We start from the raw sequence: 26,771 nt of genomic DNA, 5'->3' as shown, positions 1-26,771 counted from the left end.
GGGTGAACAAGCCGGTGACCGGCCGGATGGGGCGGACAATGGTGACGGAATCGACGGCCTCGGAGGGGCGTACGGCCGATCGACGGCTGGTCGGCGCCCTCCTCCACGGGCTTGTCGTGCTCGACATGTTCCGCAGGGACCGCCCGACGGTCGGGATCGGCGAGATGGCACGCCATCTCGGGGTCCACAAGTCCAGCGCGTCGCGCATCGCGGCGACCCTGGCACACGCCGGGTTCCTCGAGCCGGGCGACACCGTGGGGACCTATCGGCTGGGCGGCAAGCTGGCCGCGCTCGGTACGCTGGCCAGTCAGGACCTCGACCTCGAACGGGTTGTCGTACCGCATCTCGCCCGCCTGACCTGGCAGACCGGTGAGACCGGGCACATGGCCGTGCTCGAGGGGGGCAACGCTCGTACGGTGTCCGTCACCGACGGCTGGCACACCGTACGGATGCATTCCTGGGCAGGCAAGATCGCTCCCGCCTACGTCAGCTCGATGGGCAAGGCCCTGCTTGCGGGCCTCGACCCGGCCGAACTTGACGGTCTCTACTCCGGTGGGGAACTGGAGGCGCGGACGGAGCGGACGGTCCGGTCCGTCGACGCGCTCGTCGCGGACCTCACCCGGCTGCGCGCCGACGGGTTCGGGCTCGACGACGAGGAACTCGAGGAGGGCCTGCGGTGCGTGTCCGCTCCGATCGTCGGCCCTGAGGGCACGGTCGTGGCGAGCATCAGCGTGTCCGGTCCCGTGCAGCGGCTGAGCCTCGAACGCGTTCCGGCGATCGCCGGCCACGTGCGGTGCGCCGCGGCCGCCGCGAGTCGTGCGCTGGGAGGCCCACCGGTTCCGGCCGGCTGGGCTTCCGTGGACGACGTGAGCCCGGAGGCTTTGCCGTGGGTCGAGACCGTCAGGCCCGAGGATCTTCCCGCTCCTGCGTAGCTCCGCGTGGCCCGATCCGGCCCAGCTCGCGGTGGAGCCGTCGTTCGTCCAGTTCGGTGCCGCCGGGTCCTAAGTCGAGCTGGGAACCTCCGGTGCCGGTTCAGCCGTGGCGATGGTAGAAACGCCGCGCGCGTTCGTTGGTGCCGAGCACCCACAAACCGGCGTGGGTGAAGCCGCGGGACCGGAGCGACAAGAGGTGTTCGGCGGCGTTGTTTTTGTGGCCGCACAGCGGCTTGCGACTCAGTGCTGGTGCTGCTCGGCGAGCAGCTTGAAGTTGAGCAACTGCCGTCGAGCCATGACGAGATCGCCGATGGACAGCCCGACGGCCACGCAGCGGTTGGTGCGCATGACCAGCTTCAGCAGCAGGCGCGATGTGTCGTGAGCTTGCGGGACGAGCACATAGGACATGACGGCGCCCATGATGACGCCCGTCAACTGTTCTCCCGGGGCGACCGAGACGATCCGGCCGAGTTTGCGCCCGCCGGCGGCGGTGAACTTCTCTCCGACCCGAGGTTCGGGAAGCGCGACCAGCTCGCGGGGTGAGCGGCGGCCGAGGTTGTCGATCCAGTCGTACGAGTACGGTGCGAGCCGCACTTGCGCGACCCACGGCCACACTGCGTCGGCGGGCGCCTCGACACTCACCCCTCGCCAGGCCTGCAGCGTGGGTGAGGTGACGAAGTCGTCGCACGGATAGGTTCGCGCGATCTCGCTGTCGCTCACACCCCAGCGATCACCGATCATGCATCCATCCTCCACTAACCATTCCGGGGCGAAGCGTCGGCGGCCAACACGACGAGGACGGGACCGCGGCGACGGCTCGCGGGGTCAGGCGTGCTGGCGTCGCACGATCTCGGCGATCCAGGTCGGGGCGAACGGGGACGTGCAGTTCGGTGGCGTCGGATAGTCCTTGAGCACTTCCAGGCGCTCACCGATGTCGATCGCGCGAGCGCGGTGCTCGGCGTGCTCGATGCCGATCTGGGCCAGGCAGTGGTTCATCGCCCACTGCAGCCGGTCCGGGGCGTCCTTCAGCTCCACCTCGATGACATCGAGCAGCCCCGCGAAGTCGAGGCCCTCGGGTCGCTTCGCCACGCGTTCGGTGGTCAGCGCCCAGCCCGCGCTCGCGACCACCGGATCCGGATCGGCGGACCAGGCCAGGCGCAGGTCCTCGGCGTGCGGGCTCTTCTTCACCACGTAGTTCACGACCCAGTCGTGCACCTTGGGTGTGCCCGCCTCGCGCACCATGACGTCCAGCTCGTCGCGGTCGAACGCCTTCGGACGGCAGATCAGCAGCGCCAGCAGCCGCGCGGCGGAGTCGGTCGTCGCCCAGAGCTCGCGCGCCAGATCCTGCTGCGTCTTCAGCTGTTTCGCCAGCGCGCGCAGCTTGCTGAGGTTGACGCCGTGGTCGTCACCGTGCCGCTCGTTCACCGCGCGTGCCTTCGGGTCCTCGAGCGCGGCCAGCTCGGACATCACCTCGGCCACCGTCGTCTCGGCCACTCGCCCTCCTCCGTCGTACGGCGGATTTCAGCCTACGTCAGCGTCTCCGACCTCGATCGCGTCATTCGAGGGCACGGCACGCAGTCCGGCCCTGCACCGCGGGTTCACCCAGGTTGGCAAGGCTCAGTGCGAACGGTCCGGGTGCGCCTGCGGGTTCAGCCGCCGGTGTGGTCCGGCAGGAGTTGAGCCGCGAGTGATCGTGCTGTGGCAGTGAGTGTGGCCGTGTCCAGCCCGGTCCGGCTCATGAACACGAGCCCTTGTTGCGCGGCCAGGAGGGCCCGCGCCAGAGCGATCGGATCCGCTTCTGCCGGTAGGTCTCCCTCGCGTTGGGCGCGGGCGGCGCAGTCGGCGATCAGCGCGGTGGACGCCTCGTAGGTGCGGTGGGCGTGGTCGAGGACGTCCGGATCGGCGTTACCGAGTTCGCAGGTGCTGTTGGCCATCAGGCAGCCACGCCGCGGGCCGGCGCCGGTCGAGTCGTCGATCGGCGCATCGAGGAGCGTGCGTAGTGCGTCCAGGGCGCGTGGAGCCTCGGCGAGGGCTTCGCGAAGGTGGCCGAGGAGTTCATCGGTGTAGCTGGTCAGGACCCGGAGAAAGAGCTGACGCTTGTCGCCGAACGCCGCATACAGGCTGCCTTTGCCCAGGCCGCTGACCCGCATCAGGTCTGCTAGCGAGGTCGCGGCGTAACCGGCGTCCCAGAACTGATCACGGACGGCGTTCAGGACCTGCTTCTCGTCGAACGCTCGCGGACGTGCCATGCGAACCAGGATACGGATTCTTGACCGTACGGTCCACCATGCTTATGGTGGACCGTACGGTCAAGAACTCCGTGACACGTTGCATCTAGGGGAAATGAGAAGCACATGGGAAAGCTGGACAACAAGGTGGCGATCGTGACCGGAGGCTCGCGGGGGATCGGGGCGGCGTCGGCTCTGGCGCTGGCCGACGAGGGAGCCGACGTCGCGATCAGCTACTCGTCCTCGGCGGATCAGGCCAAAGCCGTGGTCGCCGACCTGGAGGCGAAGGGTGTGCGTGCGGTGGCTTTCCGGGCCGACCAGGCGGACGCGACGCAGGCGGCGGGCTTGATCCGGAGCGTGGTCGAGCAGTTCGGGAAGCTGGACATTCTGGTCAACAACGCGGCCGCGAGTGGTGGCGGCCTGGTCAACAGTGAGCTCGTCGACCAGGCTGCGATCGATCGGCAGCTCGCCATCAACTACACCAGCGTGGTGGCCGGGATCCACGCGGCGGTGCCGGTGCTACCCGATGAGGGACGGATCGTCAGCATCAGCTCGGGTGTCGCTACTCGGGCGGGTTTCCAGGGGATGGCGTACTACACGGGCACGAAGTCGGCCCTCGAGGGCTTCAGCCGGGGCGCAGCCCGCGATCTGGCGCACCGGGGCATCACGGTCAACGTCATCCAGCCCGGGTTCATCGACACCGAAGGAAACCCCGCCGACAGCCCGGCCGCGGCCATGTTCCTTCCGACAACGGCGATGGGGCGGTACGGCAGGCCGGAGGAGATCGCCGCAGGCGTCGTGTTCCTCGCCAGCCCGCAGGCCTCCTACGTCACCGGTGCGGTGCTGAGGATCGACGGCGGCTACGGCGCATAGTCCGGCCTCGCGGCAGGCGGCCACGGACGGCGGTGGCGGCTGGGCGACGGCCCCTTCATGACAGATTCCCGGGCCACTTCTGTCACAGCCGTCCGTGGCCGGCGTCGCCCCGAATCTGGAACTGAGCGGATCCGGATTGCGCGCCGGAAGCCGCCACTTCGCAGCCCGGGGGGCTCCGCAACGAGGCGGTGCCACCCGAGTGATCGTGGCAGTGTGGCTCCGGCTTGATCAGGCGTATGTCGACGACCAAGGCCGGCACCGGCACGACCACCAAGGAGCAGCTCGTGAGCGACCTACGCGGCTTCGTGGCCGCCAGGTTGTCCGAACACCCCGCTAGTGACGCCCGTCCGCATCAGCGACCACATCCGTGCGGCCCTGGCCCGCACCTGGTGTGAGCACCGTGACTACGACGTCGCCTGGAACGACCTTGCCGCCGTCCCCGCGCCGGGGGCGGAGCAGTGAATGCGTCCCCAGCGCGCCGTTGCCTCGGTGAGTCGGCAGTGAACGCCACCTTCAGTGGCCCCATGTCGAATTTGTAGCTCCCGCCGACCAACTGCTCGGTCACAGCTGTCCTTTCTCCCGACGCCGGAAATCCGTTATCCGTGGTTCTCGGCGGTTCCGTCGGGGGCGTCGGCCACGGTGAGGCTGACCGCGTTCGCCCACGGATCTTCGAAGTTGACCGTTCGGCCGTCGTCCTGAACGGGGACCTGGTAGTGCCGCATGCGTTCGATCAGTTCGCCGACGTCATCGGCGGACGGCACTTCGATGTCCACTCGGCCGAGGCCGAGGGTCTGCTGACGCCGGCCCGCACCACGGCTCTTCCATACGTTCATCGCCATGTGGTGGTGATATCCGCCCGCGCTGACGAACACCGCCTGATCACCCAGGGTCAGCGTCACGTCGAAGCCCAGCTTGGTGGCGTAGAAGTCGCGCGCCATTCCTACGTCGCCGACGGAAAGATGGATGTGGCCGACCCGCGCATCCCCGATCGGCTCTCCTGCGAGCCCGCGCTCGTCGAGGTGGTCACGCAGGAACACGTTCGGATCCAGGAAGAGAGTTCCCATCTCGAGCTGCCCGTGGGTCCAGCTCCACTGGGTGCGATCGCGGTCCCAGTACAGTTCGACACCATTGCCCTCGGGATCGTCGAAGTAGAAGGCCTTGCTGACCAGGTGGTCGCTGGAGCCGGTGAACGATGCGGGGCGCCGACGCGCGACAGAGTAGACCGCCGCGGCCAGCGCGGCCTCCGTGTCGAAGAGGATGGCGGTGTGGAACAGGCCGGCATCGCGAGGCGAGGCGTGCCGCAGGCCCGGGGTGTGCACGAGTACGACGACCGGCTGGCCAGACCGCCCGAGGGTCACCTGCGACCCTGTGTGCGCCAGCACGGCCAGGCCGACCCCATCGCGGTAGTACGCGGTCATGCCGTCCAGGTCTGCGACGTTCAGGGTGACGGCGCCCATCGACGTGTCGGCCGCGAGGCGTGTGTTTGTGCTCATGCCATCGTCAACTTTATTGAATGCTCAACTATTCCGCTGGATGTGAGTTCGTCGAGCCGACGGGAAGATCGGCGCATGGCAGGAGAGGGCGACGTCAGCGGTCGGGGTGGGAGGGGGCCGGGTTCACGAGGGACAGTGGGCCCGTGCCGGTTCGGTGGGCGCGCAGCACCAGGCACGCACGGTCGGCTGAGCCCTGCCGACCGGAGCCGGGCAGCGCGCCCGGCCGCGGTCTGGTGCGTCGATCACCGCGGCCGCCACCACCCTCACCGCGGACGCGGTGTCCGATCAGCTCGCGCCCGGAGGGCCAGACCACCGGTGCACGCCGACGTCCTCGGCCGCGCAGGTCCGGTACATGCGCTCGAACGCCTCGTGGAACACGGTGTTGCGGCTCTCCACCCGGTCCTGCTCGGCCTGGATCCCGGGCAGGCGGTCGCGCAGCTCGGCCAGCAACGCCTCCTCGTCGACGGTGGTGACCCGACCGTCGTCCACCACGATCTCGCCACCGACCATGACCTGCCGCAGCGAGCTGCCGTTCTCGGAGTACACCAGCTGCAGGTCGAGCCTGTTGCGCGGCGTGAAGGCGAGCGTGTTGAGGTCGTAGACCAGCAGGTCGGCCTTCTTGCCCGGCTCCAGGGACCCGATGTCGGTGTGCAGCCGGGCGCTGCGGGCACCGCCGAGCGTCGCGGCCCGCAGCACCTCGTCGGCGGTCGACCAGGCCGTGTGGTCGGGCTCGGTCACCTTGTGCAGCAACGCGGCCGCCTTGAGCACCTCGGGCAGTCGCGGGGTGTCGCTGCTGGAGCAGCCGTCCGAGCCGAGGCCGAGCGTGACCCCGGCATCGTGGTAGCGGCGCCACGGCGCGATGCCCGACCCGAGCTTGAGGTTGGACACCGGGTTGTGCGAGACGCACACGTCGTACTCGGCGAGCGTCGCGATGTCGGAGTCGGTGGTCCAGATGCCGTGCGCCAGCGTGGTGTTGGCCGACAGCGCGCCGATCCGGCGCAGGTGCTCGACCAGCGTGGTGCCGTAGAACTCGCGGCCGGTCACCGCCTGCGTCTTGGTCTCCAGCACGTGCACGTGGCATTCGGCGTCGTGCGCCAGCGCCAGCTCGGTCGCGCCGGCGAGCAGGTCGTCGGTGCAGCGCTGCGGCCCCGACGGGGCGAGCATGTAGCGCAGCCTGCCGTCCGCCCTGCCCGCGTAGCGGCGGAAGGCCTCCTGGCTGAAGTCCAGGTAGTCGGCCGCGCTCAGCAACGGCGTGGCCCGCACCTGATCGACCACATCGGACGGAAGCCACTCCGCCGCGTACGGCACGGTGTCGATGAACGGCCGGTTGATGACGTGGCCCGAGATGTTGGCCCGCACCCCGACCGCGTCGTAGGCGTCGAACACGGCGTCCAGCTGGGCGAAGTCCTGGCTCGGTGTCTCCAGGACGTCGTCGACGAGCGTGGTGACGCCCGAGCGCACGGACTCCACCGCGAACAGCAGGCTGCGCAGCCGAACCAGGTCCGGCGGCAGTGGCTTCCCGCCGAGGATCGGGTAGGAGTACAGCATCCACAGCTCGAGCGGGAGGTTGTCGTAGCGGCCCTTCGCCAGGTACTCCCACGAGTGGGTGTGCGCGTTGACGAAACCGGGGCACACCAGCCGGTCGCGGCCGTTCACGACGGTGTCGCCGTCCTGGACCCGGACGGTGGCGCCGAGCTCGGCGACCACACCGTCCTCGATCCGGATGCTGCGCGTGACGGGCGTGCTGCCCGTCCGCACGTCCATCGTGATGACCTCGGCGTCGCGGATGACGATGGCCATGCTCGTGTCCTACCTGCCTTCCTGCGTGTGCTCGCCACGGCCGGCCAGTCCTCGCAGGGCGGGGGCCAGCAGCATGGCGACGACGATTCCCTGTACCGCGGGTATTCCGACGTCGAAGGTGGCTCCCGCAATCGCCACCGCGGTGCCGCCCAGATAGGACAGCAGTCCGGGCCACAGCACCAGCGGCACCGAACCCAGGTCCGTGCCGGGGTCCTTTCGCTTCCACACGAACACGAACGTGCCGATGATGACGCCGCCCAGCGGCGGGATGAGCACCCCGAGCACCGTGAGGAACGCCGTCAGCGCGTCGGCGATCCCGGTGATCGCCATGATGATCCCGATGATCACACCGCCGACGACGAAGGGCCGCTTGTCGGGCTTGCCGGTCAGCTCCGCACCGGCGACCCCGAACGCGTAGGCCGCGTTGTCGTTGGTGGTCCACAGGTTGGAGATGATCAGTAGGACCGCGATCCCCACCGAGCCCATGAGCAGCAGCACGTTCGCGAAGTCGGGCTCGCCGTAGCCGACCGCGCCGATGCCGCCGAAGAAGAACATGGCCGCCTGGACGACCAGGATCGTGCAGGCGGTGACGACGAAGGCCAGCCGGCCACCGCTGGCGAACCGGGTCCAGTTTCCGATCTGGGTGCCGCCGCTGATGAAGGTGCCGATCATCAGGGTCAGTGCGACACCGATGCTCGTGCCGCCCGTGCCCACGTGGTCGAACAGGCCCGCCCAGCCGCCCGCTTCGTTCACGGCGGAGAACGAGATCCACACGCACAGCGCCGTCATGAGCGGGACGGAGAGCCAGGAGAGCAACTCGATGCCCTTGAAACCGTGGTAGGCCGTGACGGCCATCGCGATGCCGCCGACCACCACGATGGGCCACGTGGTGTCCCAGCCGAACGCGCCGCCCAGCAGCGTCGCGAGCACGCCGATGGTGATGCCGTACCAGCCCACCTGGGTGCCGCCCAGCAGCACCGAGGCCCACTTGCCGCCCAGCTTGCCGAGTACGAGGCGGGCCAGCAGGACCGTGGTGAGGCCGGTGCGGGCGCTCGCGACACCCATGGTCGCGATGTAGCAGGCCAGCACGAGCGCGGCGACGAGGGCGAGGCCCAGGAACTGGGCGAAGGTGAAGCCGACGGCGACCTGGCCGCCGGTCACCATCGTCGGTGTGAAGAAGCCGAAGCCGGCGATGACCACCGCCACGGAGGCGACGCCCTTGCGCTCGGCGACGGGGACCCGGTCGAGCGGGTAGTCGCGGTCGACGGGCGGTGATGGCGGAGCGGGAGTGGAAGGCACTGCTGTCACGATGGTTCCTCGGAAGCGGTGGGGGACCTGGACCCGCGTCGGCGCGGGAGTGGATCTCCGGATTAAAGGGCCATGAGGGCCGCGCGGTGAAGCCCCGGGGCGCAGATGTAGCAGAGCTGTACCACGGCCGGGCCGCCCGGTGTCCGATCGCACACCGGCGCGCAACATCACCGACCTCGGGGTTAACGTGCGAGTCACAGGACGCTCGTAGCGTCGCGCCGTATGACAGCGGCCCTCGACGACAGCGCGGCACCGGCGATCCGCGTACTCGACGTACTCGGCTGGGCCGAGGGGCTCCGGCTGGTCGGCCGTCCCGTCGGGCTGGAACGGCGGGTGCGCTGGGCGCAGGCCTCCGACCTGCTCGATCCGTCGCCGTACCTGCGGGGCGGGGAGCTCGTGCTCGTCACGGGTCTGCTGCTGCGCGACGCCAGGGCGTGCGCCCAGTTCGTGACGGCGCTGGCGGCCACCGGCCCCGCCGCGATCGGCTACGCCGTGCATGTCGTGCACGACTGCGCTCCCGACGCGCTGGTGTCGGAAGCGAACCGGCTCGGCATCCCGGTGTTCGAGATCCCGCCCACGGCGCCGTTCATCCTCTTCACCGAGCGGCTGGCCAGGGAACGGGTGCTGTACCGCGAGCGCAGGGAGAACGGCTACCTCGTCGAGCTGGTCCGCACGGGCAGAGCGCGTCCTGACGCACTGCTCGCGCGTGCGCCGTTCCTCGACGGCGCCGACCTGGAGGTGACGGGGCTGCAGACCGGCGACCTGTCCGGTGTGGACCTTCCCGAACAGGCGCTGGTCGCCGACCTGGGAGACGAGGTGCTGGTGCTGCACCGAGGGACGCTGCGGTGCCCGGCGAGCCTGGTGCACGCCGTGAGCGGGCGCGGGGAACCCCAGGACGTGCCGAGGCTGATCCAGCAGGCCCTCGACGCGCTGGCGCTGGCGCGCACCCGGCAGCTCCCGGCCACCGCGGCCGATCTCGCCTCACTCGACTCGCTGAGCCGGTGTCTGCCGGCCGGGTACCTGCAGCCGTTCCGTGAGTTCCTCTACCAGCCGCTGGCGCGCTACGACCGGTTGCACGACGCGGACCTGGTGGTGACGCTCGAGGAGCTCCTCCACTGCGACGGTTCGGTGACCGCGTGCGGCAGGAGGATGTTCCTGCACGCCAACACCGTCCGAAAGCGCCTGCGCAGGATCCACGCGCTGACCGGCAAGAACCCGGCGGTGCCCACCGATCTGGCCGCGCTGGCGCTGGCGCTGCCGAGAACCGAGGTCGCCGGATCCGGTCAGGTCGTGGGCGCGACGACGAGAAGCCCGGCGAAGCCGGTGCCGTTGCCGGCCTGGCCGACCGGCGCGCCGTCGACCTCCACCCGGGCGTCGGCGTAGCACGGCGGCGTCACGCCGACGCCGGTGCTCGACGTGGGCCGGCGCGGCCGCGATCGAGCGGAGCGTGTGCGGTCTGGAATCGTTCACCCGGTGTAGAACCTGGTGAGCACGGATCCGAGAACGGCAGGGTCGGGGACGTGCCCGGGGAGTTCGAGCGTCGCGTGTCGCCCATTCGGCAGGCTGGCGGCGGTGGCCTCGGCGGCGGCCGCGAAGAAATCCGTGGGCAGTTCCGCGGAATGGGCGTCGACGGTCGCGCCAGTGGTCAGGAGCACGGGCTGGGTCACGGCGGCGAGTCGTGCGGTGGGAGGTCGGCCGTCGCCGAGGCACGCGGCGTCGTAGCGCAGTGTGGGCGCGAGTGTTCGCAGCTCCGACCAGACCGGTGCGGTTTCGGCGGCCGCGATCTCCTCGTCCGAGGAGCCGGCGAGGCGCATGAACAGTCGCAGTGCCTGGTCCCGGTGGTCGGCGTCGAGCGCCGTCGCGAGGTCGGCGAGGTAGTCGCGCCACGCGGCGACCATCGCGTCCCCGAGCAGGTAGGGAACTTCGTGGACGGCGATCCGGTCGACGGGCAGCCCGGCGGCGGCCGCTTCCAGGGCGAGCGCCCCGCCGGAGGACGCGCCGAACAGGTGCGCCCGCCCTCCGGCCGCCTCGATGACGACGGCGAGGTCCTCGATCTCGCGGTGCACCGAGTACGGCTGCGTGTCGCCGCTGTCGCCGCGTCCGCGCCGTCGGTAGGTGACCACGGCGAACGTGTCCGACAGGCGCTTCCCCACGGGGATGTTCTCGGTGCCGTCGTCCAGTCCGCCACCGACGAGGACCACCGGGGGGCCGTCGTCGCTGAGCCGGTCGTACCCGATCGCCGTGCCGTCGACCGATGTCACCTGCGGCATGATTCACCCCTCGGCTCAGTGCTCCTACCCTAGGACTGGAAGGTGGTGGGGGAGAAGGGGAACGAGCGGATGCGTACCTGTCGTGACCGTCAGCGGGCGTACACCTGCGCTCCCTCGATCCACGTCTGGTCGATCCGGACCTGGTCGATGTCCTCGTGCGCGACGGTGAAGACGTCGCGGTCCAGGACGACGAAACTGCCGTCGTAGCCCGGTGCGATCACCCCGACCTGGCCGAGCGGGGCGACGTGGCGTGCCCTGCCCGTGTAGAGCGAGAGCGCCTGCGGCACCGTGATCGCCTCGGCCTGTCCGATGTCGGCGCCGTTGTACGCCCGGCGCGCGACCGCGGCCTTGACCGAGACGAAGACGTTGTCGGCGTCGCTCCACGCCGTCGCGGGGCAGTCGGACGCGAGCGCGAGCGGCCGCACACCGTGGTACAGCGAACGGATCGGGTAGGCCACCCGCGCCTGCTCCGCACTGAGATTGGCGCGGTAGCTGTCGTGTTCGGCGTACAGGAAGATCGTGTGGGTCGCGATCCCGAAGGACATCCTCGCGCTGGTGATCCGCTCGATGAGCCCGGCGGAGACCAGCGTCGCGTGTTCCAGGCGGATGGAGGGCCTGCCAGCCAGCCACGGTTCGGCCTCGCCGAACAGCTCGACGACGTGCTCCAGTGCCTGGTCGCCCATCGCGTGCACCGCGACCTGGACCTGGTTGCGCCGGGCCCAGTCGACGGCGGCACGCGCGTCCTCGTCGGACACCGTGTGGATTCCGTGCTCACACGAGTCCGGATAGGGATCGTTCACCCAGGCCGTGCGGTTGGAGTACGCGCCGTCCATGAAGAGCTTGAGCCCGCCGATCCGCACCGGGCCCAGTCTGTCCTCATCGGACAAGTCGTCCGGTGGCCTGCCCGGATCCCATTCCAGGTACAGCGTGCAGCGTGGCCGGAGGCCGCGGGCTCGCGCGGCACGGAACGTCGCCAGTGGATCGGGCAGGGTCGACGCGCGCAGGTCGCAGACACCGACGATGCCGCGCGACAGAAAGCGCTCGTCGAGACCGGCGAGCCGGTCTGCCAGGTCGTCGCCGCCGAGCGCGGGGAGCAGCCGCTCCACGGCCCGCACCGCTTCCAGCTCGGTCAGGATCCCGTTGGGGCGGCCCTGTTCGTCGCGCTCGAAGCGCGCGCCGACCGGGTCGGGCGTGGCCGAGGTGATCCCGGCCAGCTCCAGCGCCCGGGTGTTGCAGACCGCCGTGTGGCCGTCACAGCGCTTGACGATGACGGGCTGCGTGAGCGACACCTGGTCGAGATCGTGTGCGGTGGGGGAGCGGCCCTCGGGGTAGCGCGCTTCGTCGTAACCCCTGCCGATGATCCACTGGTCGGCGCCGCCACCGAGGTTGCGGTGGGTGCGGAGCCGATCCAGCAGCTGAGCCAGCGAGACCACCTGCGGCGGCAGGCAGTCCACGGCGTCGGTGAGGGCGGCCAGCGCGGCCGGATGCGTGTGCACGTCCAGCAAACCGGGGAGCACGGTCCGGCCGCCGAGGTCGACGGCCTGCTCGCCGCGAACCTCCGAGTGATCGCCGACCCAGCTGAACGATCCGTCCGTGATCCGGAACGCGGACGCGAAGTCCGTCTCATCGCGGCCGGTGAACACCTTGGCATTGACGAACAGATGGCTGACCACCGTTCTCCTTTCCGCGTGTCGTCGTGCTTCAGGCGCCCCAGACCGTCTGGTAGAGGCGCAGCCAGTTGCCGCCCATGATCTTGGCGACCTCGTCGTCCCGGTAGCCCCGCTCCCGCAGGCCCTCGGCGACGTTCGGCAGATCAAAGCTCCCCTGCAGGCCCTTGATCACCGGGTTGGCCGCGGGAACGGAGATGTCGAAGTGCGGGGTGGTGCCGTGCAGCCTGCCGAGATATGGCCAGAAGTCCCACCCGCGCCCCTCGCAGAAGTCGGAGGCGATGCCGACGTGGTCGACCCCGGCGACGTCCACGAGCCGTTCGACGCCGTCGAGGTACTCGGCGAGGTCGGCGTCGAAGCCGCTCGGCAGGAACTGGGGGAAGGCGTTCGCGCCGACCACACCGCCCTTCGAGACCAGGGCACGGATCAGCTCGGCCGGCTTGTTGCGAGGGCTGTCGAAGAACTCACGGAGGTTGGTGTGCGTGAACGCCACCGGCTGCTCGGAGACCTCGATGGCGTGCAGGCTGCTGCGGTCGCCGACGTGCGAGAGGTCCACGAGGATCCCGAGTTCGTTGAGCTTGGTGACCGCCTTCACCCCGAAGAGGCTCAGCCCGTCGTCGTTCGGTTCGTAGCACCCGTTCGCGACGAGGTTTCTGATGTTGTAGGCGAGCTGGACGATGCGCACGCCGAGGACGTGGAACGCCTCGAGGCGTTCGAGGTCGTTGCCGATGGGCGAGATGTTCTGCCAGCCCAGGATGATCCCCGCCTTGTCCTGGCGGTGGGCCGCGCGGATGTCCTCGGCGCGGCGTACGTGCACGATCTTGTCGGCGTGCTCCCGGAACCGGCGGTGCCAGGCCGCGGTGGCGTCGACGGTCTCGGTGAACCCTTCCCAGATGGCGATGGTCGCGTTGGTGGCGCTCACCCCGCCCCGGCGGAGGTGGTCGAAGACCTCCGGTGAGTCCCAGTCGCTCGGGTTGCACCCGTCGATCGTCACGCCCGGCTGCGGAACCGGCGGGCCGTTGTCGTCAGTCAAGGCTGAAGCCCTCCGATCCGGGGACGGAGGCGAGCAGCCCCCGGGTGTAGTCGTGCCGGGGCTCGCGGTACACGTCGTCCACACTGCCCTGTTCGACGACGACACCCTGGTACAGCACGACGACGTACTCGCACAGCGCCTGGACGACGGCCAGGTTGTGGGAGATGAACAGCATCGACGCCTCCGTCGTGCTTTTCAGCGATCGCAGCAGGGTCAGGATCTCGGCCTGGACAGAGACGTCCAGTGCCGAGGTGATCTCGTCGGCGATGATCAACCGGGGCTGGAGGATCAGGGCGCGGGCGATCGCGATGCGCTGCCGTTGCCCGCCGGAGAACTGGTGCGGGTACTTGCCCATCGCGTCGGCGCCGAGGCGGACCTGCTCGAGCACCTCGGTGATCCGGTCCTGGTGCTGCGACGTCTTGGCCTTGCCCGGGTCGAGGGCCTCGGCGAGGGTCTGCCCGATGGTGCGCCGAGGACTCAGCGAGGAGAAGGGGTCCTGCGGAATGTACTGAACCTGGCGCCGCAGCTCGGCACGACGGCGCTTGCCCGCGGAGGCCACGTCCTCGCCGTCGACGAGGACCTGGCCCTGGCGTGGCCTGTTGATCCCCACCACGGTCTTGCCCAATGTGGACTTTCCGGATCCGGATTCGCCCACCAGGCCGACGGCGGTGTGGGACGGCACGACGAGGTTCACGTCCCGCAGTACCGGGTTGTGGCCGAACGACACGTGCAGCTCGCGGGTCTCGAGGGCCGGCCTCGTGCCGACCCTCGCGGGTACCTGGTTCGTGTTGTCCACCGTCGTCATGAGAACTCCTGCCGCACGGGCGAGGTGTCCACCACGAGAACCGCGTCCATGAGTGCTTGGGTGTAGGGGTGGTGCACGTCGCCCTCGCGCAGCTGGCCGGGCGTGAGCTGCTCCACGATCTCGCCGTGGCGCATCACCAGGATCCGGTCGCACAGTTCCTGGACGACGCCCAGATCGTGGGAGATGAACAGCATCGCGGCGCCCTGCTCGCGGTGGATCCTGCGGAACTGCCGCAGGACCTCGTGCTGGACGGTGACGTCGAGCGCCGTGGTCGGTTCGTCGGCCACGATCAGTTTCGGGGTCGTGACCAGGGTGGTGGCGATCATGCCGCGTTGTCGCATGCCGCCGGAGAGTTTGTGCGGATGCTGGCGCAGCCTGCGCTCGGGCTCGCTGATGTTCACCTGCGCCAGCGCGTCGGCGATGAGCTTGTTGGCCCGTCCTCGCCCCACTCCCAGGTGTGTGCGCAGCACCTCGGTGAGCTGCACACCCATCCGTAGTGACGGGTTGAACGTGGTGCCCGGGTCCTGGTAGATGATCGAGATCTCCCGGCCGAGCCGGCCCCGGTCCGGGTGCCCCAGCATGTTCAGGTCGTCCACGCGCAGGACGTCCGCCCGGACCTCGAGCTCCGCGGGCGGCAGCCCGGCCACCGACATGGCGGTGAGCGACTTGCCGGAGCCGGACTCGCCGACCAGCCCGACCACCTCGCCGGGCTCGATCGTCAGCGAGACCCCCTTGACGAGCTCCGCGCCGCCGGGAACCCGGACGCGCAGGTCCTCGACGCGGACCAGCGCGGTGTCCCCGTCCGGGATCTCGACGACCGGCGGGCCCGCGGGGTTGCGCACGGCCCGCCTGCCTTGTCTGGGGTTGGCCCTCGCGGCGAGCGCGTCCCCGAGCAGCATCACGGCCACTCCGGTGAGCACGATCATCACGGACGGACCGAGCACCGACGTCGGCTGGGTGTAGATCTGCGTGAGACTCTCGTTCAGCAGCAGGCCGAAGTCGTAGTCCGGGGACTGGACACCGAGTCCGATGAACGACAGCGCCGACAGCTCCACCAGCGACAGCGAGAAGACCGTGGTGGCCAGGATCAGCAGCGGCTCGGCCATGTTCGGCAGCACGTGGCGCAGGGCGACGGCCCTCGGCGAGACCCCGAGCAGCCTGGCCGTGGTGACGTAGTCGGTGGTGGAGATCTTCGCCGCGAGGTTCGCCGTCAGCCGCGCGAAGCTCGGGATGCCCGCCACTCCGATCGCGACGACGCTCGAGACGACCCCTGGCCGCAGGATGGCCGCGATGACCAGTGCGAAAATCAGGCTGGGATAGGCCACCGCCGTTTCCAGCAGCCGCAGTCCGACCTTGCGGACCCGCGGCCCCGACAGCCAGACCCCCACGCCCACGACGATGCCGCCCACGACGGCGATCGCCGTGGCGCCCGCCGTCATCAGCAGGGTGAGGCGGGTGGCCACCAGCGCCCTGGCCAGGTTGTCGCGTCCCAGGTTGTCCGTGCCCAGCCAGTGCTCGGCGCTGGGTGGTTGCCCGGCCGCGTCGGTCAGCTGCTCGGCGGGCTCCGCCAGCAGCACCGGTGCCAGGATCGCGGCCACGAGCAGGCCCAGGCCGAGCAGGAGGCCACCGGCCATGGACGGAGTCCACAGCCCTCGGCGCGCGAGCTTAGTCATGGTCGGCCTCCACCGTGCGGGGGTCGACGATCGCGAGGATGACGTCCACCACGATGATGATCAGGGTCGCCAGCAGGCCGAGGACGAGGATCGTGCCCCGGATGACGGGGTAGTCGCGCGCCAGGAAGGCGTCGACGATGCCCTGTCCCAGCCCCGGCCACGCGAACACCGTCTCGATGACCACCGCACCACCGAGTTGCGAGGCCAGGATGAGGCCGGACAGGGTGAGGGTGGTGGTGATGACGTTCGGCAGCACGTACCGGCCGAACATGCGGACCCTGCCGATCCGCCACCCCCGTGCGGTGCGGATGTAGTCCTGGTCCAGCACGACCGTGGTCTCGCGGCGTACCACCCGGGAGACGACGCAGATGGGCAGCAGCATGAGCGCCAGTGTCGGAAGTACCAATGACAGCAGGGTTTCCGCTCCGGCCGCCGGAAAGATCCGGAAGCCGACGGCGAAGACCGAGACGAGCAGCGTGGCCATCACGTACTGGGGCACCGAGTAGACCAGGCTCGTCACCGCGTTGAACACGTGGTCGAGCCAGGGCCTGCGCCCGCCGTGGGTGAGGACGGCGACCAGCATGCCCACCGGCACCGAGACGATCAGCGTCAGCAGGATGGCGAACAGCGCCAGCTGCCCGGTGAACGGCAGCCGGGCGAGGATCATGGCCGAGACGTCCTGTCCACTCGCGAACGACGTCCCGAGGTCCAGAGTCAGCAGCCCGCCGACGTAGTCGAAGAACTGGACGTGCAGGGGCTGGTCCAGTCCGAGCTCCCCGCGGATCCGCGCGATCTCCGCTCCGCTGGCCTCCGGGCCCGCGATGGCCGCCGCCGGGTCCCCCGGGATGAGCGGGATGATCACGAACGTCACCGTCACCAGCAGGACGAACGACACCAGCAGCCCGGTCAGCCGCTGGAGCCCGAACCGCAACCACGGACTGTCCCGCAGGGCCGTCCGCGGCACTGGGTGGGGTGACTGCGAGATGCTCACGGCTCAGCCCTCGCCGTCGATCTGCATCGTCGCCACGTCGACCTGGTCGTTGTGGACCTGAACCGAGAAGCCGGACCGGGTGGTGAGCTGAGCGGGGAGATAGGACAGGGGCATCACGTGCGCCCCCTCGATCAGCGTCTCCTGGACCCGTTGGTAGATACCGCATCTCGTGCGGTCGTCGGGCTCCCGCATCGCCTCGTCGACCATCGCCAGCACGTCCTTGTGCTCGGTGCCCGACCAGTTCGCTCCGCCCGCCTCGGTCGGTGGCCCCACCACGGGCGAGAGCGCGCCGTACATCGTGCCGCCCGCGTTGATCCCGGCGAAGACGGTGAGGTCCCACGCGTCGGGTTCGCCCGTACCGGTGGTCGACCACGTGGCGACGTCGACGTTGTCGATCTCCACCGTGGCCCCGGCCGCGCGCAGCGCCTCGGCGATGTAGGTGTTGCCCGCGCCCTGCGGCCCGATCACCTCCAGCCCGAGGATCCGGATCGTCTTGCCGCGCAACACCGGCTTGGCCGCCTCGACGTCCTGTTCGATGAGGACGGAGGAATCGGTGCTGGCGCAGGGGACCGCGTCGTGGCTGAACGTGGTCGCGAGATCTCCCAGACCCGCGGTCGCGGCACTGTTGAACGACTTGCGGCTCAACGTCTGGACCACCGCCCTGCGGACCTCCTCGTCGGCGAAGACGGTGCCCTCACGTTCGTTGAAGAGCACGAACAGGCTGCTGGAGGGCAGCCGTTGCGCGGTGTAGCCCTCGTCGCCGTCGAAGCGGGTCATGTCCTGCGTGCTGATCGTCCCGATGTCCATGCCGCCGGTGAGCAGAGCGTTCGCCCGCGAGGATCCGTTCGGCATCACGTCGACCTGGACGGTCTGTGCCGGCTTGCCCCGTGACGCCGTGTCACCGTAGTCCGGCCAGCCCGTGAAACCCTTGCGCAGTGCGAAGGTGTAGGACACACCGTGCGAGCTGGCGCTGAGCACGTACGGCCCGGAGAACGCGCCCTTGACCGAGCCCCGACGCAGTCCCTCGGGGTTCTCCAGGCCGGCGGGGCAGACGATGCCGGTGGCCACGAGGCTCATCCCCTGCACCAGGTCCTGCCACGGCTGTGCCAGCTCGACGGTCACGGTCTTCGCCGCGTTGTCGGCCGAGATCGTCGGCCGGCCCGGTCCGAACACGATCTTCCGGAACACGGAGCCCTCGGCCGTCGCCATCGCGTGCAGCGAGTTCTGGACCACCTCGGCCGTGATCGGAGTGCCGTCCGCACACGTGGCTCCGTCGCGGATGGTGAACGACGCCTCGGTCGGCGTCGATTCCCAGGAGGTCGCCAGCGCGGGCACGATCTTGTTGTCCGCGCCGCGCCGCACGAGTGTGTCGAACAGCAGGCGGCTGACGTCGTAGTCGTCCCGGGTCTCCGCCGTCCACGGGCTGAACGTCGTCGGAGCGGCGTTGATCGCGGTCTGGATCGTGCCCGTGCCGCCGGCGCCGCCCGTGGTGCACGCGGAGAGCCCGACGGTGACAGCGGCCGCGACGCCGAGCGCTCGAACCTTGTTCGTCATGAGAGTCCTCGAGGTAGATGGTGGTGGGGTCGGTGCCCCGGCTACCTGGGGTGTGGCTCTGCCGCGCGCGGTGCGGCCTGGTCACCGCGACCGCGCTGCGGCCCGTGCGGCGGCGTTGCCTCCGTTGACGTCACGGAAAACCGTGTCGCTACAAGCGAACATGCGTACGCTTAAACAGGTAGAGTAGCCCGGAATCCGTGTGCGTCAAGATCTTTGGCCGACGGGTTTCAGTCGTTCGACCACCAGCAACAGCCGGGCCGCGTGGTGCGACTCGTTGCGGACCTCCCGCACCGGCTGCCGCGGGATCGCGAGTGCGTCTCCCTCGCCGAGTTCGTGCCGGACTCCGTCCACGACGATCACGAGTGTCCCGCCAACGACGTGGTAGTGCTCGACGCCGATCCCGTCGGCACGGTGGTCGTGCGGCCCCTCGCTGGTGCCGGCGGGAAACTCCCAATCCACTGTGTAGAACGGCGATCCGGGAGTTCCGGCGACGCGGCGATACCGCGTCGTCCCGTGCCCGCCGTGCGCGCATCGGATGTCCCGGACCTCGCCCGGGGCGCGGTCGAGCACGGGATCGGCTGGTGCTGTGGGCATCAACGGCCTCCTGTCCTGGCTCGCGACGCGGAACCCGTGCCGCTACGCGGCCGGGGCCGGTTCGGTGAAGGTGGAGATGTCCTCGCTGGTGCTGCCGTCGGTCGCGAGCTCGGCCAGTACCCGGCCGATCGCCGGCGTGAACTTGAAGGCGTGCCCGGCTCCCAGCCCGACGATGATGTCCGGGTGCTTGCCCACGGGGCTGATGACGAACCGGCGGTTCGGGGTGAGCGCGTACTGACAGGTCACAGTGCGCAGCGACTGTCCACTGTGGGGAATGAGGCCGCGCACGAACGACGAGAGCTGCTCGAGCAGTTCCGGTGACGGCACAAAAGTACGCTCGTCCGGGCTCATCAGGTTGTAGGACGCATCGCGTGCGGCCTTGATCGTCGGTTCGCCGTAGGTCGGGAATCCGTAGAAACACTCGGCGTCCTCCCAGATCCACACGGGGAAGCGCTCGCGGTCGAACGCGTCCACCTCCGCCGGTTTGAAGTAGGTGACCTGCTCCTGCATGGTGACCAGCGGGATGGCGGCGCCGAGCGGCTCGAGCAAGGTGTTGGTCCACGCGTCCGTCGCGAGGACGACCTTTCTCGCGTGCACGTCGCCGTGCTCGGTGTGCAGGACGACGCCGGAGTCGCCGGGGGACAGGCGGTGCACCGGAGTGCGGGCCTTGATCACGGCGCCGTGTGCCCTCGCCTGCATCTGCAGTGCGGCGACCGAGCGGGACGCGTTGACGATGCCGGTGTCGGGGGTGTAGACCGTCTGCACGTTGTCCGGGATCCGGAACTGCGGCCAGCGGGCGTGCACGTCCTCCGGCCGCAGCAGTTCGTAGGAGACGTCCTCGGCGGTAAGGCTCGTCGCGAAGTCGTCGGCGGAGACGGTTCCGTCCACCGGGCAGAAGACGAGACCGCCGGTTGTGGTCACGAACCGTTCGCCCGCGACTTTCTCGAGGTCGGCCCAGTCCTCGTAGGCCGACTTCGCGAGGCGGACGTACTGTGGCGCCCCGTACGAGGTCCTGATGATGCGCGAGGTGTCGTGCGAGGCTCCGCGCACGTGGCCGAGTTCGAACTGCTCGAACGCGACGACCTCGACGCCCTTGCGCGCGAGGTGATAGGCGGCGGCGCTGCCCAGCGCGCCCATGCCGACGACGGCGACGTCGAATGACTCCATGCGGTGGTTCCCCTTCCGGTGGCGCTGGCGAGTCGCTGATCAGGGATCGAGGAGGTGCTCGTCGAACTCGTGGGTGTCCGGCGGCCCCGCGGTGACCGCGACCGACCTGCGTTCGAGGTCGATCAGGATGGCGTTGAGGGTCGCCGTGCTCCCGGGGGTGTCCGGGTCGGCCCTGGCACAGAGCAGCGGGTCGGCGAGGCATTCGTGGAGGTGCTTGCGGTCGAGCGTGGCGTGGCGGCGCAACAGCCGGTCCAGCCGAGGGCCGCGATACACCGTGCTCGGCCACTCGCGCAGCGCGTTGCTGTCGATGTCCAGCCGCGCGAAGTGGTTGGCGTGGGTGAGGATTCCGTCGGCGGGCAGCAGGCAGGCCGCCGTGTCCGGTCCCGCCTCGATGTCGACGATCTCGTCGAGCCGATGGCCGATCAGGAAGTTCATCGACACCGTCCGGTTGCTGCCGGACACGGCCTTGATCGCCTGGCCGAGCGTGGTCGCGCTGAGGATGTCGCGCACCCGGAGCCGGAACGGCCGCTGGTAGGGGTGGCGGGAGTCGCCTGCCGCCATGAGCGCGTTGATGACCACGCCGATGCCGTGCTCGTTGACTCCCTGCTGGGTCGCCGCTCCGGTTCCGGCCTCGGCGTGGCCGAGGAAGTCCGGCCCGCCTGTCCTGCGTACCCGCGCGACGTAGGTGCGCGCGCCGGGCATCCAGTCCCAGTTCTGGCCGAGCACCGGGGTTCCGGTGTCGCTGCGGTGGGCGAGCAGACCGAATGACGTGCACCCGTCGACACCGGCCGGTGCGCGGCCGCGACGCGCCAGCATGCCGATGATCAGCTCGTAGCGGACGTTGAGCATGACCACCTCGGCGAGCGGGCGGGCAGCCCCCTCGGCGATGCCCTCGACCTCCGCGCTGAACTCGGCGTCCTGGCGCCGCAGGTGGGGTAGCCAGCACAGGGCCTGCTCCGTGAGCTCCTCGATGTCCAGGCCGAGGCTCGCGAACACGTCGAGGTATAGCGCGATGTTGTGTTCGATGTCGGCGCGCAGCGCCTCGCCCTGCTGGCTGCCGCGCAGCGCCGGGTCGTTCGCGAGATCGAGTACGGGAACGCTCATCGGTCTCCCTCTCGGTGTGCGCGACCGGGACACGGCGGCCACGGTCAGGCCACCGCGCGCGCCAGTCCGCTCCTGTCTATTATGGACAAACGGTCAGCTTTCCGTTCCTTCGTGGGGCAACCCGAAAACCGGGTCACCGAGCCGTTGCGCGAGCTTCTCGGCCGCGTTGAGCACGCGAGCGGGCAGCTCGCGTTCCATCGCGGTGGTGAACCGTTGCTGCGGGACGATCAGCGCGAGACTGCTCGTCACGCCGGTGTGCGTCGTGATCGGCGCGGCGACCCCGACGGCGCCGAGATTGACCTCGTTGCGGCTGATTCGGTACCCGTCCGCGCGCACCTGGTCCAGTACCTGGTCGAGCTCCGCGCGGCTGGTGATCGTGGTCTCGGTGAACCTGCCGAGGCCGCGCCGTTGCAGTTCGTCGAGTTCGGTTTCGGGGCGGTGGGCCAGGATCGCGAGCCCGCCCGCTCCCGCGTGCGCGGGCAACCACTCGTAGAGCCGGGGAACGAAGCGGACGCTGTGCTTGCTCGCCGCGGTGGCGACCCACATCCTGGCCAGTCGCTTCGCGTCGTAGACGGCGAGCAGTGCCGATTCGCCGGTGCTCGTCGCGAGGTCGTCGAGGATGTCGGCCGCCGCGGCGCGGTACGGCGTCTTGCGGGCGGCCAGCGAGGCGATGCGGTGCAGCTCCCAGCCGAGTTCCCAGCGGTCGGCCGCGTTGGGCGAGACGAGGCTGACCTCCTGTGCGGCCGCGAGCGTGCGATGCACCGAACTGGGTGCGGAGTTGAGAATCCTGGCCAGTTCCCGGACACCCACACTGTCGTGTTCGGACTCGGCGAGCGCTGCGAGCACTCGGGACAGTGCCGCGATGGGGTTGCGTTCCCGCTGTCCCGCCCGAGCGCTCCGCTCCGTCATGCGACCCTCCAGACCGCTGAATTGGTGTACCGTAACAGCGTACAAATGTTCCTCACAAGAGGAGGATTGGCGATGAGTCTGGCGACGACGCTGCGCGGAATACGCGTACTGGACCTCACCCGCAACCTCGCCGGTCCCTTCTGCACCATGACCCTGGGGGACCTCGGCGCCGAGGTCACGAAGATCGAGCACCCCGCCGGTGGCGACGACACCAGGAGGTGGCGTCCACCGGAGTGGGACGGTCGCAGCGCCACCTACCTGGCGGCGAACAGGAACAAGCGAAGCGTCGCCGTGAACCTCGACGACCCGGGTGGCCGGGAGATCGTGCGTGCCCTCGCCGCCTCCGCCGACGTGGTCGTGGAGAGCTTCAAGCCAGGAGCGCTGTCCCGCCGCGGCCTCGGCTACGAGGAACTCGCCGAGACGAATCCACGCCTGGTCTACTGTTCCATCAGTGCCTACGGCGACCGGGGGCCCAAGAGCGAGCTGCCCGGCTACGACCCGATCCTGCAGGCGGACACCGGAATCATGGATCTCACCGGCGATCCGGACGCGGACCCGGTGCGCCTCGGCATCGGCGCGATCGACCTCGGGGCCGCGATCTGGAGCGTGGTCGGCATCCAGGCCGCACTCGCCGACCGGGAGCGGACCGGGCGGGGCGCTCACGTGCGGAGCAGTCTCTTCGAGACCGCCACGTGGTGGCTGTCCTACCACCTGGCCGGCTACCTCGGCACCGGAGTCGCCCCGCGCCGCCAGGGAACCGCGACCCCGTTCATCTCGCCCTACGAGGTCTTCGACACCGCGGACCACCGGCTCATGCTCGCCGCGCCCAACGACGAGCTCTTCCGCAGGCTCGCCGGTGAGCTCGGGCTGCCCGAGCTCGTCACGGATCCGCGGTTCACCACCAACCCCGACCGCGTCGCCCACCGTTTCGAGCTGTGCGGGCTGCTCGCTCCGGCGCTGCGGCGACGTCCGGCAGGGGAATGGGAGAAACGCCTGCAGGCCAGGAGCATTCCCTGCAGCCGGGTGCGCTCGATCGCCGACCTGGCCACGGATTCCCAGCTCGCCGCGCTGGATCTGCTGCGCGCCGTCCCCGGTTCACCGATCGACGGGTTGCGGCTCGTGGACACGCCGATCACCGTCGACGGCGCGCGCGGCGACCGCGGGCTGCCGCCGCCGGAACTCGGCGAGCACACGCTCGAAGTCCTGGAGGAGCTCGGTGTCCGGCCCGACCGGGTCGCCGAGCTCAGGGAGCGGGGTGTGATCACCTGTCCGGCCGGTTCGGACTGAGCGGACCGGCCCTTCGCGCCGGCGGGAGAGGGTTCGCGGCGACGTGCGTCGCCGCGAACCTGGCTCTGACTCGACGGTGACCCTGTCCTACTCGGCGTTCGCCTGGTGACTCTGCCACCGCGGCTTCGTCACGGACCTGGTGATCGCGGTGGTGCCCGGTACGGTGTTCTGCGGGAAGTTCAGGTTGATGCCGCCGTGCGATGGGGCGGGCCAGCGGGAGGTCACGACCTTGCCGTGGGTGAAGAAGTGGAATCCCTCGGTGCCGTGGGCGTGGGTGTCGCCGAACAGTGAGTTCTTCCAGCCCCCGAAGGAGTAGTAGGCCATCGGGACGGGCACCGGCACGTTGATGCCGATCATCCCGACCTGGACCTCGTTCTGGAACCTGCGCGCCGCACCACCGTCGTTGGTGAAGATCGCGGTCCCGTTGCCGTACGGGTTCGCGTTGATCAGCTCGACGGCGTCCTCGTAGCTGTCCACGCGGACCACCGAGAGCACCGGTCCGAAGATCTCGTCCGTGTAGATCGACATGCCGGTCTCGACGTGGTCGAACAGAGTCGGGCCCACGAAGAACCCGGACCCGGTGGCGTCGAACGATCCCTGACGCCCGTCGACCACCAGCGTGGCGCCCGCCGACTCGCCCGCGTCGATGTAGGCCGAAACACGCTGCTGCGCAACGGACGTCACCAGCGGCCCCATGTCACACCCGCGAGTTCCGTCCCCGGTGCGCAGTGCGACCGCGCGGTCCTTGATCTTCGAGACGAGAGTGTCCGCGATATCGCCCACGGCCACCAGTGCCGAGATCGCCATGCATCGCTCACCGGCCGAGCCGAAGCCCGCGTTGATCGCTTGGTCGGCCGCCAGGTCCAGGTCGGCGTCGGGCAGCACCACCATGTGGTTCTTCGCACCGCCCAGGGCCTGCACCCTTTTTCCGTGCGCGGTGCCGGTCTCGTAGACGTAGCGGGCGATCGGGGTCGATCCGACAAAGCTGATCGTTTTTACGTCGGACGAACTCAGCAGGGCGTCGACGGCGGTCTTGTCACCGTTGAGGACGTTGAACACGCCGTCGGGCAGACCCGCCTCCTTCCACAACTCGGCGATCCACAACGCGGCGGTCGGAACCTTCTCCGACGGTTTGAGCACCACGGTGTTTCCCGCGGCGATCGCGATCGGGAAGAACCACATCGGCACCATGGCAGGGAAGTTAAACGGGGAGATGATCCCGACGACGCCCAGCGGCTGCCGGATCGAGGCCACATCCACGTTCGTCGACGCGTTCTCCGTCGACGACCCCTTCAACAGATGCGGCGCGCCACACGCGAACTCCACGACCTCCTGGCCACGGGCGACCTCACCGGCGGCGTCGGAGAGGACCTTGCCGTGTTCGGAGGTGATGATGGCGGCCAGTTCGGCCGAGCGCGCGTTGAGCAGCTCGCGAAACCGGAACAGGATCTGCGACCGGCTGGCCAGCGAGGTGTCCCGCCACGCCGGGAACGCGGCCGCGGCCGCCGCGATCACCTCGTCGGCTTCCTCGGACGAGGCGAGCGGTAGCGACGCGGTGACCTCACCGGTCGCCGGGTTGGTGACGTCCGAGAACCGGCCGGACTTGCCGTCGACCTTCTGGCCGTCGGCCCAGTGGTACAAGGTGATCATCGACTCTCCTAGGTGAGCAGATTCAGAGAACGCCGGCGGCGTCGGTGAGCGTCTGGCGCAGGATCTGCTCCATTTCGGCGAACTCGGCCGGGCCGCAGATCAGCGGCGGCGCGAGCTGGATCACCACGTCGCCGCGGTCGTCCGGGCGGCAGTAGAGCCCATTGCCGAACAGTGCGGCCGGCAGGAAGCCCCGGACGAGGCGTTCCCGCTCCGCGGCGTCGAAGGTCTCCCTGGTGGACTTGTCCTTCACCAGTTCGATCGCCCAGAAGTACCCGTCGCCGCGAACATCACCGACGATCGGAAGGTCGAGCAGCTTCCGCAACGTGTCGCCGAGCGCCTGCTCGTTGTCGAGGACCCGCTGGTTGAGCCGTTCCCGCTCGATCAGGTCGAGGTTCGCCAACGCCACCGCGGCGGACACCGGGTGCCCGCCGAAGGTGTAGCCGTGGGCGAAGGAGACCTTGTCGGCGAGGAACGGCTCCATCACGCGCTCGCTCGCGATCATCGCGCCGATGGGGCTGTAGCCCGAGGTCATGCCCTTGGCGCAGGTGATGATGTCGGGCACGAAGCCGAACTTGGTGCAGGCGAACGTGTGGCCGTGCCGGCCGAAGGCGCAGATGACCTCATCGGACACGAGCAGAACGTCGTGCCGATCGCAGATCTCCCGGACTCGGGCGAGGTAGCCGGGGGGCGGAGTGAGGCAACCGCCTGAGTTCTGCACGGGCTCGAGGAACACCGCGGCCACCGTCTCGGGGCCCTCGAACAGGATGGCCTCCTCGATGCGGTCCGCCGCCCAGCGGCCGAACCCTTCCGGATCGCCGTCGAACTGCGGGTTGCGGTAGGCGTTGGTGTTCGCCGCACGGAACGCGCCCGGCGTCAGCGGCTCGAAGTCCTTCTTCATCTTCGGCACGCCGGTGATCGCGAGCGCGCCCTGTGGCGTGCCGTGGTAGGCGACGGCCCGGCTGATCACCTTGTGCTTGGCCGGTTCTCCGCGCAGTTTGAAGTACTGCTTGGCCACCTTCCACGCCGATTCGACGGCCTCGCCGCCGCCGGTGGTGAAGAAGACCCGGTTCAGGTCGCCGGGGGCGAGGTCGGCGAGCCGCTCGGCGAGCTCGGCCGCCGGCGGTGTGGCGAACCCCCAGACGGGGAAGTACGAGAGTGTCTCGGCCTGCGTCGCCGCGGCGTCGGCCAGTTCGCGCCGCCCGTGGCCGGCCTGGACCACGAACAGGCCGGAGAGGCCGTCGAGGATGCGGCGGTCGCGGTCGTCGTAGATGTAGGCGCCCTCGCCGCGGGTGATCACCGGCACCGGGCGGGCCGGGTGGTCGCCCATCCGCGCGAAGTGCATCCACAGGTTGCGTGCGGCGCTGTCCGCGGCCGGGCTCGGCGTGCTCGCGACGGACTGCTCGGTGGTCGTCATCTCGTCACCTCGGGTGAGT

The 26,771-nt window shown here is 69.6% G+C and carries 23 protein-coding genes; 4 read left to right on the top strand and 19 right to left on the bottom strand.

Going from position 1 to position 26,771, the window contains the following annotated elements; translation table 11 throughout:
* The first annotated feature begins 2 nt into the window (after positions 1-2).
* On the top strand, positions 3-932 hold the full coding sequence (locus JHE00_RS32960) for an IclR family transcriptional regulator (protein ID WP_200325847.1): 930 nt from the start codon (positions 3-5) through the stop codon (positions 930-932).
* 240 nt (positions 933-1,172) lie between these two features.
* On the opposite strand, the gene JHE00_RS32955 is transcribed toward JHE00_RS32960, so the two are convergent.
* The 3 genes from JHE00_RS32955 to JHE00_RS32945 form a co-directional block, all read right to left on the bottom strand.
* Positions 1,173-1,673, bottom strand: coding sequence for a polyketide cyclase (locus tag JHE00_RS32955; RefSeq protein ID WP_200325845.1), 501 nt, complete (start codon positions 1,671-1,673; stop codon positions 1,173-1,175).
* Positions 1,674-1,757: 84 nt separating this feature from the next.
* A complete protein-coding gene (locus JHE00_RS32950) occupies positions 1,758-2,426 on the bottom strand; it encodes a DNA alkylation repair protein (protein WP_307832216.1) in 669 nt (222 codons plus the stop codon).
* Between the two features lie 155 nt (positions 2,427-2,581).
* Positions 2,582-3,181: a TetR/AcrR family transcriptional regulator gene (locus tag JHE00_RS32945; RefSeq protein WP_200325843.1), complete on the bottom strand. Its 600-nt coding sequence runs from the start codon at positions 3,179-3,181 to the stop codon at positions 2,582-2,584.
* Positions 3,182-3,286: 105 nt separating this feature from the next.
* Here JHE00_RS32945 and JHE00_RS32940 point away from each other — a divergent pair, with 105 nt between their 5' ends.
* The gene (locus JHE00_RS32940) at positions 3,287-4,033 is read left to right on the top strand and encodes an SDR family NAD(P)-dependent oxidoreductase (protein WP_200325841.1); all 747 of its coding nucleotides are present in this window, start codon (positions 3,287-3,289) and stop codon (positions 4,031-4,033) included.
* Positions 4,034-4,629: 596 nt separating this feature from the next.
* Here JHE00_RS32940 and JHE00_RS32935 read toward each other — a convergent pair.
* The 3 genes from JHE00_RS32935 to codB all read right to left on the bottom strand — a co-directional run bounded on the left by JHE00_RS32935 (position 4,630) and on the right by codB (position 8,634).
* On the bottom strand, positions 4,630-5,490 hold the full coding sequence (locus JHE00_RS32935) for a VOC family protein (protein ID WP_200325839.1): 861 nt from the start codon (positions 5,488-5,490) through the stop codon (positions 4,630-4,632).
* Between the two features lie 321 nt (positions 5,491-5,811).
* Positions 5,812-7,326: an amidohydrolase family protein gene (locus JHE00_RS32930; RefSeq protein WP_200325837.1), complete on the bottom strand. Its 1,515-nt coding sequence runs from the start codon at positions 7,324-7,326 to the stop codon at positions 5,812-5,814.
* A gap of 9 nt (positions 7,327-7,335) precedes the next feature.
* Positions 7,336-8,634, bottom strand: a complete 1,299-nt coding sequence (gene codB / locus JHE00_RS32925; RefSeq protein ID WP_200325835.1) for a cytosine permease — start codon at positions 8,632-8,634, stop codon at positions 7,336-7,338.
* A 222-nt stretch (positions 8,635-8,856) separates the two neighbouring features.
* Here codB and JHE00_RS32920 point away from each other — a divergent pair, with 222 nt between their 5' ends.
* The gene (locus JHE00_RS32920) at positions 8,857-10,017 is read left to right on the top strand and encodes a PucR family transcriptional regulator (protein ID WP_200325832.1); all 1,161 of its coding nucleotides are present in this window, start codon (positions 8,857-8,859) and stop codon (positions 10,015-10,017) included.
* Between the two features lie 83 nt (positions 10,018-10,100).
* On the opposite strand, the gene JHE00_RS32915 is transcribed toward JHE00_RS32920, so the two are convergent.
* From JHE00_RS32915 to JHE00_RS32865, 11 genes are all read right to left on the bottom strand, one after another.
* The gene (locus tag JHE00_RS32915; RefSeq protein WP_200325830.1) at positions 10,101-10,904 is read right to left on the bottom strand and encodes an alpha/beta fold hydrolase; all 804 of its coding nucleotides are present in this window, start codon (positions 10,902-10,904) and stop codon (positions 10,101-10,103) included.
* 89 nt (positions 10,905-10,993) lie between these two features.
* On the bottom strand, positions 10,994-12,577 hold the full coding sequence (locus tag JHE00_RS32910) for an amidohydrolase (protein WP_200325828.1): 1,584 nt from the start codon (positions 12,575-12,577) through the stop codon (positions 10,994-10,996).
* Between the two features lie 28 nt (positions 12,578-12,605).
* A complete protein-coding gene (locus tag JHE00_RS32905) occupies positions 12,606-13,604 on the bottom strand; it encodes a dipeptidase (RefSeq protein WP_200325826.1) in 999 nt (332 codons plus the stop codon).
* Complete coding sequence (locus tag JHE00_RS32900) at positions 13,597-14,409, bottom strand: ABC transporter ATP-binding protein (protein ID WP_200325824.1); 813 nt, start codon at positions 14,407-14,409, stop codon at positions 13,597-13,599. Before JHE00_RS32900 ends, JHE00_RS32905 begins: the two co-directional genes overlap by 8 nt.
* Complete coding sequence (locus JHE00_RS32895) at positions 14,406-16,082, bottom strand: dipeptide/oligopeptide/nickel ABC transporter permease/ATP-binding protein (RefSeq protein ID WP_200325822.1); 1,677 nt, start codon at positions 16,080-16,082, stop codon at positions 14,406-14,408. The genes JHE00_RS32900 and JHE00_RS32895 overlap by 4 nt, the downstream gene beginning before the upstream one ends.
* Positions 16,075-17,013 carry an ABC transporter permease gene (locus JHE00_RS32890; RefSeq protein ID WP_200325820.1) on the bottom strand — a complete coding sequence of 313 codons (939 nt, stop codon included), beginning with the start codon at positions 17,011-17,013 and terminating at the stop codon, positions 16,075-16,077. Before JHE00_RS32890 ends, JHE00_RS32895 begins: the two co-directional genes overlap by 8 nt.
* Before the next feature lie 63 nt (positions 17,014-17,076).
* A complete protein-coding gene (locus tag JHE00_RS32885; RefSeq protein ID WP_200325818.1) occupies positions 17,077-18,627 on the bottom strand; it encodes an ABC transporter substrate-binding protein in 1,551 nt (516 codons plus the stop codon).
* Between the two features lie 204 nt (positions 18,628-18,831).
* Positions 18,832-19,221, bottom strand: a complete 390-nt coding sequence (locus tag JHE00_RS32880) for a cupin domain-containing protein (protein ID WP_200325816.1) — start codon at positions 19,219-19,221, stop codon at positions 18,832-18,834.
* Between the two features lie 42 nt (positions 19,222-19,263).
* On the bottom strand, positions 19,264-20,388 hold the full coding sequence (solA, locus tag JHE00_RS32875) for an N-methyl-L-tryptophan oxidase (protein WP_200325814.1): 1,125 nt from the start codon (positions 20,386-20,388) through the stop codon (positions 19,264-19,266).
* A gap of 39 nt (positions 20,389-20,427) precedes the next feature.
* Complete coding sequence (locus JHE00_RS32870; protein WP_200325812.1) at positions 20,428-21,492, bottom strand: C45 family autoproteolytic acyltransferase/hydrolase; 1,065 nt, start codon at positions 21,490-21,492, stop codon at positions 20,428-20,430.
* 93 nt (positions 21,493-21,585) lie between these two features.
* Complete coding sequence (locus JHE00_RS32865; protein ID WP_200325810.1) at positions 21,586-22,401, bottom strand: IclR family transcriptional regulator; 816 nt, start codon at positions 22,399-22,401, stop codon at positions 21,586-21,588.
* 72 nt (positions 22,402-22,473) lie between these two features.
* Between JHE00_RS32865 and JHE00_RS32860 the strand changes: the two genes are divergently transcribed.
* Positions 22,474-23,688, top strand: a complete 1,215-nt coding sequence (locus JHE00_RS32860; RefSeq protein WP_200325808.1) for a CaiB/BaiF CoA transferase family protein — start codon at positions 22,474-22,476, stop codon at positions 23,686-23,688.
* A gap of 87 nt (positions 23,689-23,775) precedes the next feature.
* On the opposite strand, the gene JHE00_RS32855 is transcribed toward JHE00_RS32860, so the two are convergent.
* Complete coding sequence (locus JHE00_RS32855; protein ID WP_200325806.1) at positions 23,776-25,338, bottom strand: CoA-acylating methylmalonate-semialdehyde dehydrogenase; 1,563 nt, start codon at positions 25,336-25,338, stop codon at positions 23,776-23,778.
* 22 nt (positions 25,339-25,360) lie between these two features.
* Positions 25,361-26,752, bottom strand: a complete 1,392-nt coding sequence (locus JHE00_RS32850; RefSeq protein ID WP_200325805.1) for an aspartate aminotransferase family protein — start codon at positions 26,750-26,752, stop codon at positions 25,361-25,363.
* Between the last annotated feature and the right edge of the window lie 19 nt (positions 26,753-26,771).

This window comes from Prauserella cavernicola (genome assembly GCF_016595675.1).
Taxonomy (GTDB): domain Bacteria; phylum Actinomycetota; class Actinomycetes; order Mycobacteriales; family Pseudonocardiaceae; genus Prauserella_A; species Prauserella_A cavernicola.
Note: the sequence above shows the minus strand (reverse complement) of the source record. Positions and strands in the feature narration are given on the sequence as shown.

Coding starts and splice junctions, on each gene's coding strand:
- JHE00_RS32955 (WP_200325845.1), bottom strand. CDS start 1,673: ATGATCGGTGATCGCTGGGGTGTGAGCGACAGCGAGATCGCGCGAACC.
- JHE00_RS32945 (WP_200325843.1), bottom strand. CDS start 3,181: ATGGCACGTCCGCGAGCGTTCGACGAGAAGCAGGTCCTGAACGCCGTC.
- JHE00_RS32940 (WP_200325841.1), top strand. CDS start 3,287: ATGGGAAAGCTGGACAACAAGGTGGCGATCGTGACCGGAGGCTCGCGG.
- JHE00_RS32935 (WP_200325839.1), bottom strand. CDS start 5,490: ATGGGCGCCGTCACCCTGAACGTCGCAGACCTGGACGGCATGACCGCG.
- JHE00_RS32930 (WP_200325837.1), bottom strand. CDS start 7,326: ATGGCCATCGTCATCCGCGACGCCGAGGTCATCACGATGGACGTGCGG.
- JHE00_RS32920 (WP_200325832.1), top strand. CDS start 8,857: ATGACAGCGGCCCTCGACGACAGCGCGGCACCGGCGATCCGCGTACTC.
- JHE00_RS32915 (WP_200325830.1), bottom strand. CDS start 10,904: ATGCCGCAGGTGACATCGGTCGACGGCACGGCGATCGGGTACGACCGG.
- JHE00_RS32900 (WP_200325824.1), bottom strand. CDS start 14,409: ATGACGACGGTGGACAACACGAACCAGGTACCCGCGAGGGTCGGCACG.
- JHE00_RS32895 (WP_200325822.1), bottom strand. CDS start 16,082: ATGACTAAGCTCGCGCGCCGAGGGCTGTGGACTCCGTCCATGGCCGGT.
- JHE00_RS32885 (WP_200325818.1), bottom strand. CDS start 18,627: ATGACGAACAAGGTTCGAGCGCTCGGCGTCGCGGCCGCTGTCACCGTC.
- JHE00_RS32880 (WP_200325816.1), bottom strand. CDS start 19,221: ATGCCCACAGCACCAGCCGATCCCGTGCTCGACCGCGCCCCGGGCGAG.
- solA (WP_200325814.1), bottom strand. CDS start 20,388: ATGGAGTCATTCGACGTCGCCGTCGTCGGCATGGGCGCGCTGGGCAGC.
- JHE00_RS32870 (WP_200325812.1), bottom strand. CDS start 21,492: ATGAGCGTTCCCGTACTCGATCTCGCGAACGACCCGGCGCTGCGCGGC.
- JHE00_RS32865 (WP_200325810.1), bottom strand. CDS start 22,401: ATGACGGAGCGGAGCGCTCGGGCGGGACAGCGGGAACGCAACCCCATC.
- JHE00_RS32860 (WP_200325808.1), top strand. CDS start 22,474: ATGAGTCTGGCGACGACGCTGCGCGGAATACGCGTACTGGACCTCACC.
- JHE00_RS32855 (WP_200325806.1), bottom strand. CDS start 25,338: ATGATCACCTTGTACCACTGGGCCGACGGCCAGAAGGTCGACGGCAAG.
- JHE00_RS32850 (WP_200325805.1), bottom strand. CDS start 26,752: ATGACGACCACCGAGCAGTCCGTCGCGAGCACGCCGAGCCCGGCCGCG.